Origin of the sequence: Lacrimispora sphenoides (assembly GCF_900105215.1) — a bacterium.
GTDB classification, from domain to species: Bacteria; Bacillota; Clostridia; order Lachnospirales; family Lachnospiraceae; genus Lacrimispora; species Lacrimispora sphenoides_A.
The window spans coordinates 342,848-357,049 of record NZ_FOIP01000002.1; the positions used below are offsets into that span (position 1 = coordinate 342,848).

Below are 14,202 nucleotides of genomic sequence, written 5' to 3' on the forward strand. Positions count from 1 at the left end.
ACGTATAAACACTAGAAAAGCCTTATTTTATGAGGGTTTGCGGAAAGGGGTATAGTAGTAATAAACATCAATATTCATTTCTTCCTTGTTGAATACGATTTTCTCTACAATGCTTTTAATGGCTTCGCTCTTTTCGGAAATATCTGCATTGGAAGATAAGATGTCATAAACACTCCGAACATTGTTCAACATAATGGAATCGATGTTTTGTTCATCTGCCTGACTTGATACTTCCAATTCTTCCAAGATCATATTCCGCTCATTATCTAATTTCGTTTTATTCTCTTTATATTCATCTAATGTATCTATACCATCAATGTATGCAGCTTTAATTCTTTTTTCCTTTAATTCCAAACGTTCAAGCTGCTTCTCTAAGAGGTATAATTCATCATCAGATTGCTGGCGATCTGGCTGCTTGATTGAATAATTAATACTTCCAGTTTCAATGGTTTCTTTTAATGCTTCCATGACAATGGGTTCTATTTTAAGGGAACTGATATTATGCGACTTTAAGCATTTGCCTTTATTATAACCATAGCATTGGAAAGATGCATACATAACACCATATCTATTTTTTCGATAAGCGATTGCAAGTGTCCTACCGCATGATGAGCATTTTAACACACCACTGAGCCAGTGTTTATATGTTTCGCTTGGGCGCTGGCCCCTTGGGGAATATTCGGCTTTTCTACGTGCCTGTGCAGCCTCGAACATTTCATTAGAAATGATAGCATCATGGTTGCCTTCTCGTATAATCCATTCTTCCTGCGGCTTGATAATGTTCGTGGAATTCTCGGTCCTATTCCAACGTACATAACCAGCATAGCATGGATTATCTATAATATATTCGATAGAACGCTTTTCAAAATTCTTGCCATGGCTGGTTTTGAAACCAAGTGCATTCATATTTTTAGCAATCTGATAGGTTGATAGGTTGCCATTAACGTAGTTATCAAATATTTTCCTGATAATATCAGCTTCCTCAGGTACGATTTCAGGAACAGCATTGTGATAGGGCACCCTATACCCTAACGGCGGTCTGCTTTGATAACCGCCACGCATTGCCTTTTCAGTCATGCCCCTAGTTACATCTCCAGATAAGCGGATAGAATAGAATTCATCCATCCATTCTATAATACGCTCGATTAATGAACCAAACGGACCGTCAACGAGCGGTTCGGAAATACTAACTACATCAACCCCAACCTTTTTGAGCATAGATTTATACACAATACTTTCTTCCTGGTTCCGGGCGAAACGAGAAAATTTCCAAAGTAGGATGATTTCAAATTTGCCGGCTTTTGCCAGGGCAATCATTTTTTGAAATTGAGGGCGCTTATCGGCTTTTCGACCAGAAATACCGTTCTCCATAAAAATATATTCTTCCGGAATGACTATATCATTTGCTTTGGCATAATCCAGTATTAACCTTTTTTGAGAATCAGGGGAAAGCTCTTCTTGTTTACCTGTACTTACTCGGATATAAGCTGCACCAATCATTAATTTTTCTTTGCTCAAAAGTTTCACCTCCTATACAATTTACTTTTTCAAAAGGTAAAATAAAACTACTCATTGCATTTTATTGTACATTGTCCTATAATATAAAAAAGAACACCTGTTCTGGATGATTTACTTTCCCTTTTCAAAAGGAACATTTGTCACTTTTTACAAAGATACCTTCATACAAATATAGCGAACGTTATGTTTTAGTTAGCGAACGTCAAAAAGTATGAAATAATACATAAAAGGTTAGAAATATAGAAAATAAATGGAAAATCCTTCCATGGTAATTACGCTTAAAACATAATATAATCACACTATAATGTATATGAGGGAAAAAACACAGACAATAATAGGGACAGGGGGATTACATATATGTCAAATAAGAGCGAGAACACATATTTTAAAACATCTGAAAAAAAGGAGCGGCAAATTGCACGAATTATTAAGCTGTTGCAATCTGCCACCCTGGATCAGTTAAAGGATTTGGACGTATTTATAATTACATATTTATCATAAAAGATTTAGGCCAGAAAAATACTGGCCTTTTAATATGCTAATTTCACTTTGAATATCCACAACCACAGGTTCCGACATAATGGAAATTATATTTACCGCATTTTGGACACTTCCACTTATCTGGGGAGGATTCATCTATTGTTTCTGATTCATTTTTTGTTGCTACTTGGCTTAGCTTTCCATAAATTTGTTCTTGATTATCAAGGATTTCATATATAGCATATAAAATAGAAAAATTGACAAAACAGCCAAATAGTACAGCAACAAAAATAATAATAGTTAATGGCCAATCTCTTTCGGCGGCACCCGTTATTAAGAAATTCATTCCCCCGATTCTTGCGAAGAAGAAACTGGCAATAACGCCTCCAACCAATTCGATTATTGCGATTACCTTCAAAATACTTTTCATACCCATTCCTCTTTTCCTAAAAATTTTAAAATCTATAGGCTATTTAATTTCATTTTTTCATATTTTCAATATACTTTAAAGCAATTTGTTCAAGAACTCTTTTGCTGGGATCATCTAACTGCTCATACGTAATAATTAGGTTTTTAATAGCATCTACAACTACAGAATCAGTATCTTTTAATAACATGGCAGTGTATTTCAATACTTTCTGTTGTTCTGTTAGTTGTTCAAACATTTCTCCTTCTCCAGATCGGAGCCAATCTTCATTAGCGCTAAATTCTTTACAAATAAGAAGAATCATTTGTTCTGTAACATTACTCCTACCAGATTCTAAATAACTAATAGCGGATTTTCCAACACCAAGCCGGCTTCCAAATTCCTCCTGGCTTAATTTTAATGCTTTTCTTAATTCTCTAATTCTGGAATTCACATCGATCACCACCTTTCAAAATGATAGTATCAAAAAAAGTTAAATAAGTCAACAAAAAAGTATTGACAAAGTTGAATAATTGAACTATCATGTTGACATAGACAACAAAACAAAAGTGAGGTGAAAATAATATGATGGAACTTGACGCAAAAAGGGAACAGGAGATTGATACCATGGTCACGATACTGAAACAGCTTGATCTTACTGGTATTCATCTACTTACAAGAGATGCAAATACTTTACTGGCTCTTAAGTTAGAGAAAGAGCGTGAGAGAAGGCTTGTTTTAAATGCAGATGAGGAAGGGTCGGAGGAACGTAAGCTGGCATAGGCTTGGCAGCAGGACAGCACTTTGAAAATCAATGAAACAAGTACAAACAGTATCACATACACTTAAGCAGATAGGAGGCGATAGCGTGAGTGATAAGCCGAAAAAGAAGGAATTAACATTTCGTAATTGGGTTAAGATCGGGAACGATTATGTTCCCCTCAAGGATTTGCCTAAAGAGGTGCAGCAAGACTTTGGTAATTACGTAAGACGCCGCCCGATGGAAGCTTTGGGTTACATAGTTGAGGAAGCAACATAGAAAGCCGGTTAAATCCGGCCAGGAGGACAAGCCATTGAGACTATTATCAGATGAGGGAAGGAAGCGGGTAAACAGCCTTACTGTGCATAGTTTGGACAACCTGATTAAAAAAGGATATTATCCGCCGGTATGTATAAATGATGGATACATTATTGGCTTTGAAAAGAGTAAAAGACTCCATGATGATGGTAGCAGCTGAGATATAGATATTCAGTGGACAAGTACTTGACCAAGGCATCAAAAATGTTATGTAAACCATGGAGGAGCATCAGTAAATTAATTATGAAAACGGAAAAGATTAAAAAAATGCACCTATCATTATTCCAGTAATGATAGGTGCAAAGCTTTAATGCACAGCTATTAAACTCACATTTTTATTATAAGCTGTGCATGCCAAAAAGTCAATGAAATCAAGGGTTTAGACCCGGTTTTTAGACTTGATAAAAGGATTAAACTTAGAGCAGGAGAACGGTATGCATAGATTTAAACAGATAGAATATAAAGCCGGAATTACTGTTGAAGTTATTAAGTGTATGCCAAGGGGGTGCAGGAAGGGAGAGGTAAGGATAAGGGATCCCATAAAGAAAACCCGTGGGGAAATAGCAGAGGCTAATATGAGACAGGCTGCCCGCAAGCTGGCAAGAAAGATAAATGCTAACTTCAGGCCGGGGGACTGGCATCTTACATTGACATACAGAAAGACAGCTAGGCCGGATCCGCAGGAGGCACAGGAGAATTTAAAAAAGCTGATTAAAGAACTGAGAAAGATTTACCGTAAATGCGGATTTGAATTGAAATATATATATGTGACGGAATATGAAAGCAAGTCAATCCATCATCACATAATAATTAATAACATAAATGATGGAAAAAAAACCACAACTGATTATATAAGGGAATTGTGGAGAGATAAGGGAAGTCCAAAGTTTATACCGCTGTATGAAGATGGGGAATACAGAAAGTTAGCGGATTATTTTATCAAAGAAACTGAGAAAACGTTTCGGAAATTAGATAGCCCGGTACGCCAAAGATATGCATGTTCCCGTAATCTGATCAATCCAAAGCCACAAAGTAGAATTCGAAAAACTAAAACAATGTGGAAGATGGCCCCCAAACCACGCCCAGGTTACTACATAGACCAAGAAACCCTTTACAACGGGTTGGACAAGCTGGGATATCCGTATCAGCGGTATGTGATGATCAAACTCAATCCAACAGAAGCAGATTGGGAGCCGTGTGAAGGTTTCCCACCAGGATAGGAGGGTAAACTTTGGGACCATTAATAGAACTAGATCCTCAATTAAAAGAAGAAATGAAAGAAGTGTGGTCCTTTCCTGATGATCCTCCTGGGGAATATATTGGATCAGAAAATAAGAATGGAAAAATATATCACTATTATAAAAAAGGATCCGATTATTTTTTCGAAAATGATTTTGATAGAGAAATGAGAAGAAAAGAGAAGGAGAGAAAGAGGTATAAATGGAAAGGCCGAAACAGGAAGATGGATGTAAGCGTATTATGATCAGCATCAAAGATGTGGACAAGCCGAGAAAAACGTTAAGAATCGGGGACAAGCTATCAAAGGATGAAAAGGTTTTTGTATTAAAAAAGTTTCCTCATTTGGTGTTGGTAGGAGACCCAAAAAAGCCAGAAAAGGTAATGAGAACGATTACATATAAAGAAATCCTATTCCAGAGAAAAGGATTGATATGGCTTAATTTCAAAAAGGAGTGAGTGACAACATGAACCATTTAAGAAGTGAAGCAACGGAGCAGGAGAATGTCATGTCATGGTGCTTTCATCATGAACGTCTTTATCCAGACCTTAAGTGGATTCACCATTGCCCCAATGGAGGGTCCAGACAGCGTGCCGAAGCTGCACGCCTAAAAGCCCAGGGAGTAAAAGCAGGAGTACCGGATTTGCATTTGCCGATTGCAAAAGGAAAATACATAGGCCTGTACATAGAAATGAAATATGACAAAGGCACAATTCAAAAGTCACAGAAAGAATGGGTTGCTGGTATGGTGGCAGCAGGACATTATGCTTGCTTCTGCTATGGGTACGATAATGCGGTAAATGTGATTGAAGAATATGTCAATTTAGGACCTGAACAGGAAATGCAGATGGAGAATGGAGTGATCTTGAAGTAATGTATGTAGTCACCATAGAAATCCACGCAACGCCAAGTAATTACTGGTCGAATATGGAATTTATTGATAAAGCCGGAAAGCTTCATGAAAAGAGTATACAGGGCGGTAAAAAAGCAACAGCAAATAGCAACGCTTTACAGGCTGCCATTGATGCAGTAAAGATACTGAATGGCATCTGCCTTCTGGATATCCATACGGACAACGATTATCTGATCGGCGCCATCCACAATGGCTGGCTTGCATCATGGCAGAAAAACGGATGGAAGAATGCAAAAGGAACAAATGTCAAGAATTTGGAACAGTGGCAGGTCTTATCTGGATTGTTGGCCCGCCATTCGGTTCGCTTTATCAAGATATAAGGAGGTTGTAATATGTTTGATATATTTGGAGAGTTTGATTCTACAGAAGAGTTGAACCGGGCAGCAGAAGGACTATTTAATGAAAACGATATGGATAATATCCTGGTACTTGCAAAGGAAAACGGGATTCCGGAGGATTTTGCCAATCTCTACATTGCAGGAGAAATTACGGAGCTGGCTGATGCAACCATGGCTGCCATGGGAAAGATCGATATGGAGCTGCCGGAGGCGGTAAAGGCTTACGGTAGTACAGCGGAATGTGTAGGAGAATATGTAAAAAGTCTTTGTGACAGAGTGCAGTTCGCTACCATGGTACGCCGCAAAGGAAGGTCTCTTATAGCCTGCATAAAAAACATGGAGACAGAGGCCAAGAAGCAGGTAAAGACCAAGAGCGGATGCCAGTGTGCCTGCATACCGCCATCAGAAGGTTTTAAGATGATCCGGGAGTATTACGAGGGGGTGAACGGGAAATGAAAAGAAAAGCCATTGAAGCGGTCCCAATGCTTGAGCGAAAACTGAAGCCAACAAAAACGGAATATACGGCATTTACGCAGGTTCTTGATGTAAAAGGAGAAAAGACCCTAATCTTGGATTTATACGATACTCGTCAAATCACTAAAGCGCAGAAATTAATGCCGGAAAAACGATATGTAACTGATACAAAGGATTATGAGACATACACTCCAGGCAATACAAATTCATGGGGGAAATCGGGGTTAGAAAGAGACTGGTATTGCATGCCTTCACTTCATTTTCCACCAGGGGAAGAAACGGCAATATATGAACTTCTTCCGGTTGCACAGTGGAGAGATAGTGCAGAAAAACGCCTGGAGGAGAACGAACGGAATATAAAGCGTGAAAAAGCGGATAAAAAAAGAGAATATCATCAAAACAGCATAGACAAGCAGATGAAGCTTGTAAAAGAACTACCGGCAGGGGCAAAGAAATGGATGATAAAACTGTTTAAAACGGACCATTTCATCTTTTATGAAACCCAAACAAGAAAGAAGGCAGCAGGCGTGTGCTCCTCCTGTTCGGCGGAAATAGAATATGACAGGGAGAATGAGAAACCACAGCATAACGAGCCGTGCCGGTGCCCAGTATGTAAAAAGAGAGGAATTTATAAAGCAAAGGGAAAGCAAAACAATGTAAGTCTAGAGAAAAAGGCCATTGTAATGCAAAAAACGGAAAAAGGGTTTGTAAGCAGGTATTTTGAATTGACTTATGAAGCAAATGAAACAGGGGAATCAATAAAAGCATTTGAGGCGGCAAGGCGCTTGTATGATGGAAAATGTATAAGGGATTACTATTCGTATACCTCTAAATATTATTCAGATGATCTGCGATGGACAGACGCAAACAAAACCGGAACTAATAAAGGTACCGGATATGTATACACAAAGAATCTTAATGAAGTACTGGACGGGACCCCGTTTAAATATTGTGCTATGGCTGACCTTCAGAAAAACACAGATGGGCCGATCCATCATACTAGATTACTGGAATTATTTGAAAAGCATCCGTTTATCGAATACATGATAAAAATGCGCTTGTATAAGTTCGCAAATGAATACCTTGAGACCCCTTATGGAGCTGGACTGGATTATAACCAGACTCGCCCAGATAAGCTGCTGAAGCTTCCAAAGGACAAGATCAACGAACTGATCCGGATCAATGGAGGAATAACTGCGCTTCACCGATTACGGGTGGAAAGCACTATGAAACGATCATTTACAGCGGAAGAGGCAGGGATCATTGACAGATACAAGGTAAATATTGGAAGCCTGCTTGAAATTGAGGAATACACCGGAATGACAAAGTTTCTGAGATATTTAAAGAACCAGCTTGGACAAAAAAAGGAATCAGGATATTTTATCAATGACTGGAAGGATTACATCCGGATGCAGCAGGCGTCAGGACTGCGGCTCACTACGGCAAATATGTTCCCACGGAATCTAAAGGAAGAACATGATAAGATGCTGAAAGCCATTGAGACAATGAAGGATATTGAAAGAAACGAAAAGTATCAGGAAATAGCCCGCCAGTATATTGAGCAGTATTCTTTTTCCTATAAAGGTTTAATTGTTATAATTCCGGAATCCCTGGAAGATATCGTAAAAGAAGGTAATGAGCAGCATCATTGTGTTGCGTCCTACGTAAAACGGGTAGCAGCAGGAGGAACATGTATTCTTTTTGTTAGGCAGGAAGAGGCACCGGAAAAACCATTTTACACTATGGAGATACAAGATGTAAACATTGTTCAATGCAGGGGGAAATATAATCAGGATCAGACACCAGAAGTTAAGAAATTCCTTGCAAGGTTTAAAAAAGAGATTGAGAAGCGCAAAGAACTATCTATAAGAATACCGGCATAAAGGAGGCGTACATGAACGAATTAATGAGTTATCAAAGCAGGAAAGAGGAGATCCGTAGAAAACTCAGGGAAACAGCAGAGAATTTTGTTTATATCGGATTTCAGCTGAAACAGGTAAGGGAAAGCCGGGAATATGAACAGGATGGATATTCCGACATCTTGGAATTTGCACAAAAGGAATACGGACTGCAAAAAGATGATACATATCGCTTTATTCGAATCAATGATAAATACTCTGTCAATGGAAATTCAATCGAACTGGCAGACCGTTTCAAGGGTATGGCCCAGACGAAGCTGTCAGAAATGTTGAATCTTCCGGATTCGGATATTGATTTAGTTACACCAGAAACAACCAGAGAGGACATAAGAGAGCTGAAACGTTTTAACAATCAGTCTCAAGAAGATATTCCGGAAAAGCAAGGCAGTGATATCCAGAATATCATCATGGAGTTTTTCCGGCCGGCAGCAGGACGCCCGGCCGGGGCCTTACATGAACTTCTAATGGAAGTACTGGAGATCGTAGAAGGAAAGCTTCAGGATTCAGTATTGACCCAGGAGGAACTTATACAGGAGAAGATAAACCCAAAAGGGAACGGTACATTCCGCACAGGGAGATACATGCTTTTTCTTTACGATGCCTCACATGGATTAAAATACAAGGTATTTGGAGAGAACGAGAATCACCAGTTAAGTTACTTGTCGTTTGCAAAGACCGTGCACCTAATTTTCACAAGTCGCAACCAGGGTGGCAGCTTGGATCCGTGGGAAAATATCTATGGAATAGTATCAGAACCAGAACCGGAAAAAGCAGAAACGCGGGAACCGGTACACAATGAGAAGCAGCCAGGGCCAGGAACCAAAACTGATGTGGATAGAAAGGGATTAGGTAAAAAAGAAGAAGATAAACAAGAATGTTATCCACAAAAAAGCCAGGATAACAGCGAAAAAGCGCCAGCGCAACTGGAAGAGGGAAACGATCCGGAAACTGATGCGGGATCCGATGAAATAAAGAAGCATGAAGAGGAAGAAACCCTTGAAACTGATACAGAGGAGAACGATCAGGATAATGGAGAATGGCAGCAGGATCCTATAGAAGATTCGCAGAAGGACCAGAAGGAAGAGGAATCTGATATAAAACAAATGGAGATAGAGGAATATCCGGAATATTTGCCTGAAGGTTATATAAAATGCCATGATGGAAGTGTTGTCCAAGAGACAGAAACCTATAAAAAGTGGAAAGAGATCCAGTCGTTTATTAATGATCTGCATACACAAATATCAAATCGAGAAGAACCGGATCTGGAGACAAGCCGGAAATTAAACTCAGGTATTAATTATTTAAAAATGATTATGGATGACTTTGTAATTATGAAGGAGGAGCTGGAAGATGAATAAAAGGGAAATCAGTGAGATCAAGAAACTATTCTCCCCTGCAAATTGTGCCATCAGTCGGATATGCGGCTGTTACGTAGATGCAGAGAAGGACCGGAGGATGGAGGTAAAAGGAGCATTCTTATCTCTTCCGGAAACAGAAACCTTTAAGTATTTCACAATTTTCAGAGGAGCATTGTCTGGGACGATAGGAAAAAACATGATTAACATGAGTTTTCCGCTGGCAACAGAAGAAATAGGAGGAACACAGGATTTCTTGCTTAATCTGCGGGATAGTGGATTAAAGAACGAGGTACTGGTAGAAAAATTCTATGATAAGGTGATCGCCAGCTACGACTACGGGGAGAACTATTACATAATTCTTATCCATTGTATTTATGACATTCCGGGAAAGGGAACGGACGGACAGGATCTGGACGATGCATCTGATTATGTATATGATTTCATTCAATGCGTTATCTGTCCCGTGAAGCTGTCAAAAGCCGGACTGTATTATAACACAGAAGCGAACATGATCGAAAACAGGAATAGAGACTGGCTTGTAGAAGCGCCAGATACCGGTTTTATCTTCCCTGCCTTTAATGATAGGAGTACAGATATTCACAGCCTTCTATTTTACACAAAAAATCCAGAGCAGATGCCGGAGCGCCTAATCAATGAAACTCTTGGCTGTGTTATGCCTATGTCGGCAAAGGATCAGGCACAAACTTTTCAAGGGATTGTTGAGGAGGTTTTGGGAGACGGTTGTACCTTTGAAGTAGTGAAAAATATCCATGATAATCTTTGTGAACTGGCAGAGGAATCAAAAGATGAATCAGAGCAGTTCATCATTGATAAGGATCAGCTAAAAGGGATGCTGGAGGGGAATGGAGCCAGTGAAGAAAAACTGAAAGATTTTGAAAGCCGCTATAATGATATCGGGGGGCAGCAGCCGGAATTATTAATTACCAATGTAGCAAACCAGAAAAGTTTTGAAATAAAAACACCAGATGTAAGCATAAGGGTAAAAGCTGATAAGACACATTTGGTGGAAACACGTATTATTGATGGCCGTACATGCGTTGTAATTGGATTCAATGAAAATGTGGAGGTTAATGGAATAAAGGTAATAATGGGACAGGTTAGCAGCATGAAGGAGACGAAGGAATGAACCATGTAATATTAATGGGCCGATTAACCCGGGATCCTGAAGTAAGATATTCCCAGGGAGAGCGAGCTATGGCAGTCTCAAGGTATACCCTTGCAGTTGACCGTAGGGGGCGGCGGAACCAGGACAGTGAGCAGACAGCGGATTTCATCAACTGCGTGGCTTTTAACAAGGCCGGGGAGTTTGCAGAGAAGTATTTCCGACAGGGTATGAGGGTATTGGTTTCCGGCAGAATTCAGACGGGAAGTTATACGAACCGGGAAGGAGTTAAGGTTTATACCACGGATATTGTGGTAGAAGATCAGGAGTTTGCAGATAGCAAGGGAGCCGCGGCAGCAGGAAACAGCCAAAGCATTAACCAAAACCAGTATACCGATGCCGGGGACGGATTCATGCATATTCCAGATGGAGTGGAGGAAGAAGGGCTACCGTTTGAGTAAAAGCGGGTTTAACGGAGAAAGGACAGTGATTATAAATGAACATTGATTTAAGCAGATTCAAAGTGGTGTATGGCGAGAAGGTACTTAATGCCATATCTTTGCAGGAAGTAAGCTTTGACGGGGACTGGGAAGAACATCAAAAGCACACGATTAATAAGCCGAAGTTTATCACTGTGTTAGCAATAAATGAGGACGGGAACATAATTGAGATACACGATGAAGCATGGATGTTTCAGTTTATACCTATTGTGCAAAAGTAGGCTGCCAGGGCGGCAGGAAAGGGAGAGGCAAAACATGAGAAAATCAGAAATAACCCCAGCCATGCGGTTGCAACTATCAAGAGAAGCAAAGCATGATTTAAAAATACTTCCTCTGTTTTTCAAAGATGTTTTGACAGAAAAGAAATGTTTTGAGTTGAGGCTCAATGATAGGGACTATCAAGCCGGAGATATTTTCTTACTCAGAGAATATGAAAATTGGGCCTATACAGGCAGGTGGTATGCTGGGGTAATATCCTATGTTCTCAAAGATTGTAAAGAGTATGGGCTGGAAGACGGGTATTGTATTTTCGGCTGGTAAACCAAAGTTTAACCTAAAAGGGGTGAAAACCTATGATTTCCACCCCTGGAGTACATTACAATCACGATCGGGAAGTACTGTAGAACTTCATATCAGGAACTAGGGCGAAGAAGTAATAATGAGGTGTTCTTTCTCTGAAAGAAGTGCAAAGAATTTCCCCTACGTTTGATAATCTGTTCGTAACAATAATATATGCGTTTACATAAAAAGCGTGAACAAGCTGTTAATTAGGATTTAAATAACTATTTTCCACAATCATATTACGTGTTGCTGAATTTTTCCACTGTCTTTAAACAAGGATTGACTGGCCGATATTGGGCATGCAATTTAACCAAAGCAGTTGGACGACGGTTTGTTCAGCTGCTTTGGTTGATCCACTGTCTGATGAATCGTATATTCCTAAGCGCTTAACTTTTGAATCAATACTGAAGCATTAGCATTTACTTGTGTTCCTCCGGCCAAAGTTTGTAGCGTAACCGCAGCAGAACTTGTGTGGTTTCGTATAGTTAAGATATCGGATGCAGCAGCAGTAATAATTACCATCCCTGGATTCGCTTGGGTACCTGCTCCTGATCCATATACTGCACCAGCAACGGGAGCTCCATTTTGAAAAACAGTAAATTGATTTGGCTCTACACCCGCTGCATAAAACCAAACCGCGTAGTCACCAGCACTACCAAATTGGATAGTGGATGTTCCGGGTGCATGTGTGATGGTACCGACGATAATTCCATTGGTACTAAATAGTATATCTGCCTCTAAAGCAACAACTTGAGCATCCAGATTGTAGATATAAGCGTATTCTGATAAACCAGCGGTACCAGAAGGTCCGGTAGGTCCTGTGGCACCGGTAGGCCCTATCGGTCCAGTAGCGCCGATAGGTCCGGTAGGTCCAGTAGCGCCGGTAAGGCCGGTAGGTCCTGTGGCACCAGTAGGTCCAGTGGCGCCGGTAAGGCCGATAGGTCCAGTAGGTCCAGTAGCGCCGATAGGTCCGGTAGGTCCAGTAGCGCCGATAGGTCCGGTAGGTCCAGTAGCGCCGGTAGGCCCGGTAGGTCCAGTAGCGCCAGTAGGTCCAGTAGCGCCGATAGGTCCGGTAGGTCCAGTAGCGCCAGTAGCGCCGATAGGTCCGGTAGGTCCAGTAGCGCCAGTAGCGCCAGTAGCGCCAGTAGCGCCAGTAGCGCCGATAGGTCCGGTAGGTCCAGTAGCGCCGATAGGCCCGGTAGGTCCAGTAGCGCCAGTAGCGCCAGTAGCGCCGATAGGTCCGGTAGGTCCAGTAGCGCCAGTAGCGCCAGTAGCGCCGATAGGTCCGGTAGGTCCAGTAGCGCCGGTAGGCCCGGTAGGTCCAGTAGGTCCAGTAGCGCCAGTAGCGCCGATAGGTCCGGTAGGTCCAGTAGCGCCGATAGGCCCGGTAGGTCCAGTAGCGCCAGTGGCGCCAGTAGCGCCGATAGGTCCGGTAGGTCCAGTAGCGCCAGTAGCGCCAGTAGCGCCAGTAGCGCCAGTAGCGCCGATAGGTCCGGTAGGTCCAGTAGCGCCGGTAGGCCCGGTAGGTCCAGTAGGTCCAGTAGCGCCAGTAGCGCCGATAGGTCCGGTAGGTCCAGTAGCGCCGGAAGGCCCGGTAGGTCCAGTAGCGCCAGTAGCGCCAGTAGCGCCGATAGGTCCGGTAGGTCCAGTAGCGCCAGTAGCGCCAGTAGCGCCGGTAGGCCCGGTAGGTCCAGTAGCGCCAGTAGGTCCAGTAGCGCCGATAGGTCCGGTAGGTCCAGTAGCGCCGATAGGTAGGCCCGGTAGGTCCAGTAGCGCCGATAGGTCCGGTAGGTCCAGTAGCGCCGATAGGTCCAGTAGCGCCGATAGGTCCGGTAGGTCCAGTAGCGCCGGTAAGGCCGATAGGTCCGGTAGGTCCAGTAGCGCCAGTAGCGCCGATAGGTCCGGTAGGTCCAGTAGCGCCGGTAAGGCCGATAGGTCCGGTAGGTCCAGTAGCGCCGGTAAGGCCGATAGGTCCGGTAGGTCCAGTAGGTCCGGTAGGCCCGGTAGGTCCCTGAGCACCAGTAGGTCCGGTAGGCCCAGTAGGCCCAGTAGGCCCAGTAGGCCCAGTAGGCCCAGTAGGCCCGGTTGGTCCTTTACAACGACAGCATTTGCACGTACAAGGTTCACATTTTATATTTCCATGATTGGAGCAACTATCTGATGAACATTTTTTTGTGCAACCACAATCGCATATATTCATTCCTTGAATTTCCTTAGGCTGCATAAAGCTCCCTCCTATAAATTATTTAACAGCGTAATTTGACGCCTAATGTATTATATTCAATAAGTATTAAACT

General features: G+C 41.9%; 20 protein-coding genes. 16 read left to right on the plus strand and 4 right to left on the minus strand.

Annotation, left to right across the window (positions count from 1 at the left end; genetic code table 11):
* Positions 1–27: 27 nt before the first annotated feature.
* Entirely contained in the window at positions 28–1,527 is a 1,500-nt protein-coding gene (locus BMW45_RS18290) for a recombinase family protein (protein WP_334292945.1), read from the minus strand.
* Between the two features lie 348 nt (positions 1,528–1,875).
* On the opposite strand from BMW45_RS18290, the gene BMW45_RS27960 reads away from it, so the two are divergent.
* Positions 1,876–2,019, plus strand: a complete 144-nt coding sequence (locus BMW45_RS27960) for a hypothetical protein (protein WP_166433419.1) — start codon at positions 1,876–1,878, stop codon at positions 2,017–2,019.
* A 43-nt stretch (positions 2,020–2,062) separates the two neighbouring features.
* On the opposite strand, the gene BMW45_RS18295 is transcribed toward BMW45_RS27960, so the two are convergent.
* Both BMW45_RS18295 and BMW45_RS18300 read right to left on the minus strand, forming a co-directional pair.
* Positions 2,063–2,428 (minus strand): hypothetical protein, encoded by a 366-nt coding sequence (locus BMW45_RS18295; protein ID WP_092247341.1) that lies wholly within the window; start codon positions 2,426–2,428, stop codon positions 2,063–2,065.
* Positions 2,429–2,477: 49 nt separating this feature from the next.
* Positions 2,478–2,858, minus strand: a complete 381-nt coding sequence (locus tag BMW45_RS18300; RefSeq protein WP_092247344.1) for a helix-turn-helix domain-containing protein — start codon at positions 2,856–2,858, stop codon at positions 2,478–2,480.
* A 131-nt stretch (positions 2,859–2,989) separates the two neighbouring features.
* On the opposite strand from BMW45_RS18300, the gene BMW45_RS18305 reads away from it, so the two are divergent.
* From BMW45_RS18305 to BMW45_RS18365, 15 genes are all read left to right on the plus strand, one after another.
* A complete protein-coding gene (locus BMW45_RS18305; protein WP_092247347.1) occupies positions 2,990–3,187 on the plus strand; it encodes a hypothetical protein in 198 nt (65 codons plus the stop codon).
* A gap of 85 nt (positions 3,188–3,272) precedes the next feature.
* On the plus strand, positions 3,273–3,443 hold the full coding sequence (locus tag BMW45_RS27965; RefSeq protein WP_166433420.1) for a hypothetical protein: 171 nt from the start codon (positions 3,273–3,275) through the stop codon (positions 3,441–3,443).
* 34 nt (positions 3,444–3,477) lie between these two features.
* The gene (locus tag BMW45_RS27970) at positions 3,478–3,642 is read left to right on the plus strand and encodes a hypothetical protein (protein WP_166433421.1); all 165 of its coding nucleotides are present in this window, start codon (positions 3,478–3,480) and stop codon (positions 3,640–3,642) included.
* Between the two features lie 238 nt (positions 3,643–3,880).
* The gene (locus BMW45_RS18310) at positions 3,881–4,702 is read left to right on the plus strand and encodes a rolling circle replication-associated protein (protein WP_242883159.1); all 822 of its coding nucleotides are present in this window, start codon (positions 3,881–3,883) and stop codon (positions 4,700–4,702) included.
* A gap of 11 nt (positions 4,703–4,713) precedes the next feature.
* The gene (locus BMW45_RS18315) at positions 4,714–4,965 is read left to right on the plus strand and encodes a hypothetical protein (protein WP_092247353.1); all 252 of its coding nucleotides are present in this window, start codon (positions 4,714–4,716) and stop codon (positions 4,963–4,965) included.
* On the plus strand, positions 4,923–5,177 hold the full coding sequence (locus tag BMW45_RS18320; RefSeq protein WP_143057064.1) for a hypothetical protein: 255 nt from the start codon (positions 4,923–4,925) through the stop codon (positions 5,175–5,177). Before BMW45_RS18315 ends, BMW45_RS18320 begins: the two co-directional genes overlap by 43 nt.
* An 8-nt stretch (positions 5,178–5,185) precedes the next feature.
* Complete coding sequence (locus tag BMW45_RS18325; RefSeq protein ID WP_092247359.1) at positions 5,186–5,593, plus strand: VRR-NUC domain-containing protein; 408 nt, start codon at positions 5,186–5,188, stop codon at positions 5,591–5,593.
* Complete coding sequence (locus BMW45_RS18330; RefSeq protein WP_092247362.1) at positions 5,593–5,952, plus strand: RNase H family protein; 360 nt, start codon at positions 5,593–5,595, stop codon at positions 5,950–5,952. The genes BMW45_RS18325 and BMW45_RS18330 overlap by 1 nt, the downstream gene beginning before the upstream one ends.
* A 12-nt stretch (positions 5,953–5,964) precedes the next feature.
* Entirely contained in the window at positions 5,965–6,426 is a 462-nt protein-coding gene (locus BMW45_RS18335) for a Cas9 inhibitor AcrIIA9 family protein (protein WP_092247365.1), read from the plus strand.
* Complete coding sequence (locus tag BMW45_RS18340; RefSeq protein WP_092247367.1) at positions 6,423–8,327, plus strand: PcfJ domain-containing protein; 1,905 nt, start codon at positions 6,423–6,425, stop codon at positions 8,325–8,327. The genes BMW45_RS18335 and BMW45_RS18340 overlap by 4 nt, the downstream gene beginning before the upstream one ends.
* 11 nt (positions 8,328–8,338) lie before the next feature.
* Complete coding sequence (locus BMW45_RS18345) at positions 8,339–9,721, plus strand: hypothetical protein (RefSeq protein ID WP_092247370.1); 1,383 nt, start codon at positions 8,339–8,341, stop codon at positions 9,719–9,721.
* Positions 9,714–10,868: a DUF4317 domain-containing protein gene (locus BMW45_RS18350; protein WP_092247373.1), complete on the plus strand. Its 1,155-nt coding sequence runs from the start codon at positions 9,714–9,716 to the stop codon at positions 10,866–10,868. Before BMW45_RS18345 ends, BMW45_RS18350 begins: the two co-directional genes overlap by 8 nt.
* The gene (locus BMW45_RS18355; protein WP_092247376.1) at positions 10,865–11,305 is read left to right on the plus strand and encodes a single-stranded DNA-binding protein; all 441 of its coding nucleotides are present in this window, start codon (positions 10,865–10,867) and stop codon (positions 11,303–11,305) included. The genes BMW45_RS18350 and BMW45_RS18355 overlap by 4 nt, the downstream gene beginning before the upstream one ends.
* Before the next feature lie 35 nt (positions 11,306–11,340).
* A complete protein-coding gene (locus BMW45_RS18360) occupies positions 11,341–11,565 on the plus strand; it encodes a hypothetical protein (protein WP_092247379.1) in 225 nt (74 codons plus the stop codon).
* A 34-nt stretch (positions 11,566–11,599) separates the two neighbouring features.
* Positions 11,600–11,884 carry a DUF3850 domain-containing protein gene (locus BMW45_RS18365; protein WP_207649106.1) on the plus strand — a complete coding sequence of 95 codons (285 nt, stop codon included), beginning with the start codon at positions 11,600–11,602 and terminating at the stop codon, positions 11,882–11,884.
* A gap of 399 nt (positions 11,885–12,283) precedes the next feature.
* Here the strand turns inward: BMW45_RS18365 and BMW45_RS18370 are convergent, their stop codons facing one another.
* A complete protein-coding gene (locus BMW45_RS18370) occupies positions 12,284–14,032 on the minus strand; it encodes a collagen-like domain-containing protein (RefSeq protein ID WP_242883160.1) in 1,749 nt (582 codons plus the stop codon).
* Positions 14,033–14,202: the final 170 nt, after the last annotated feature.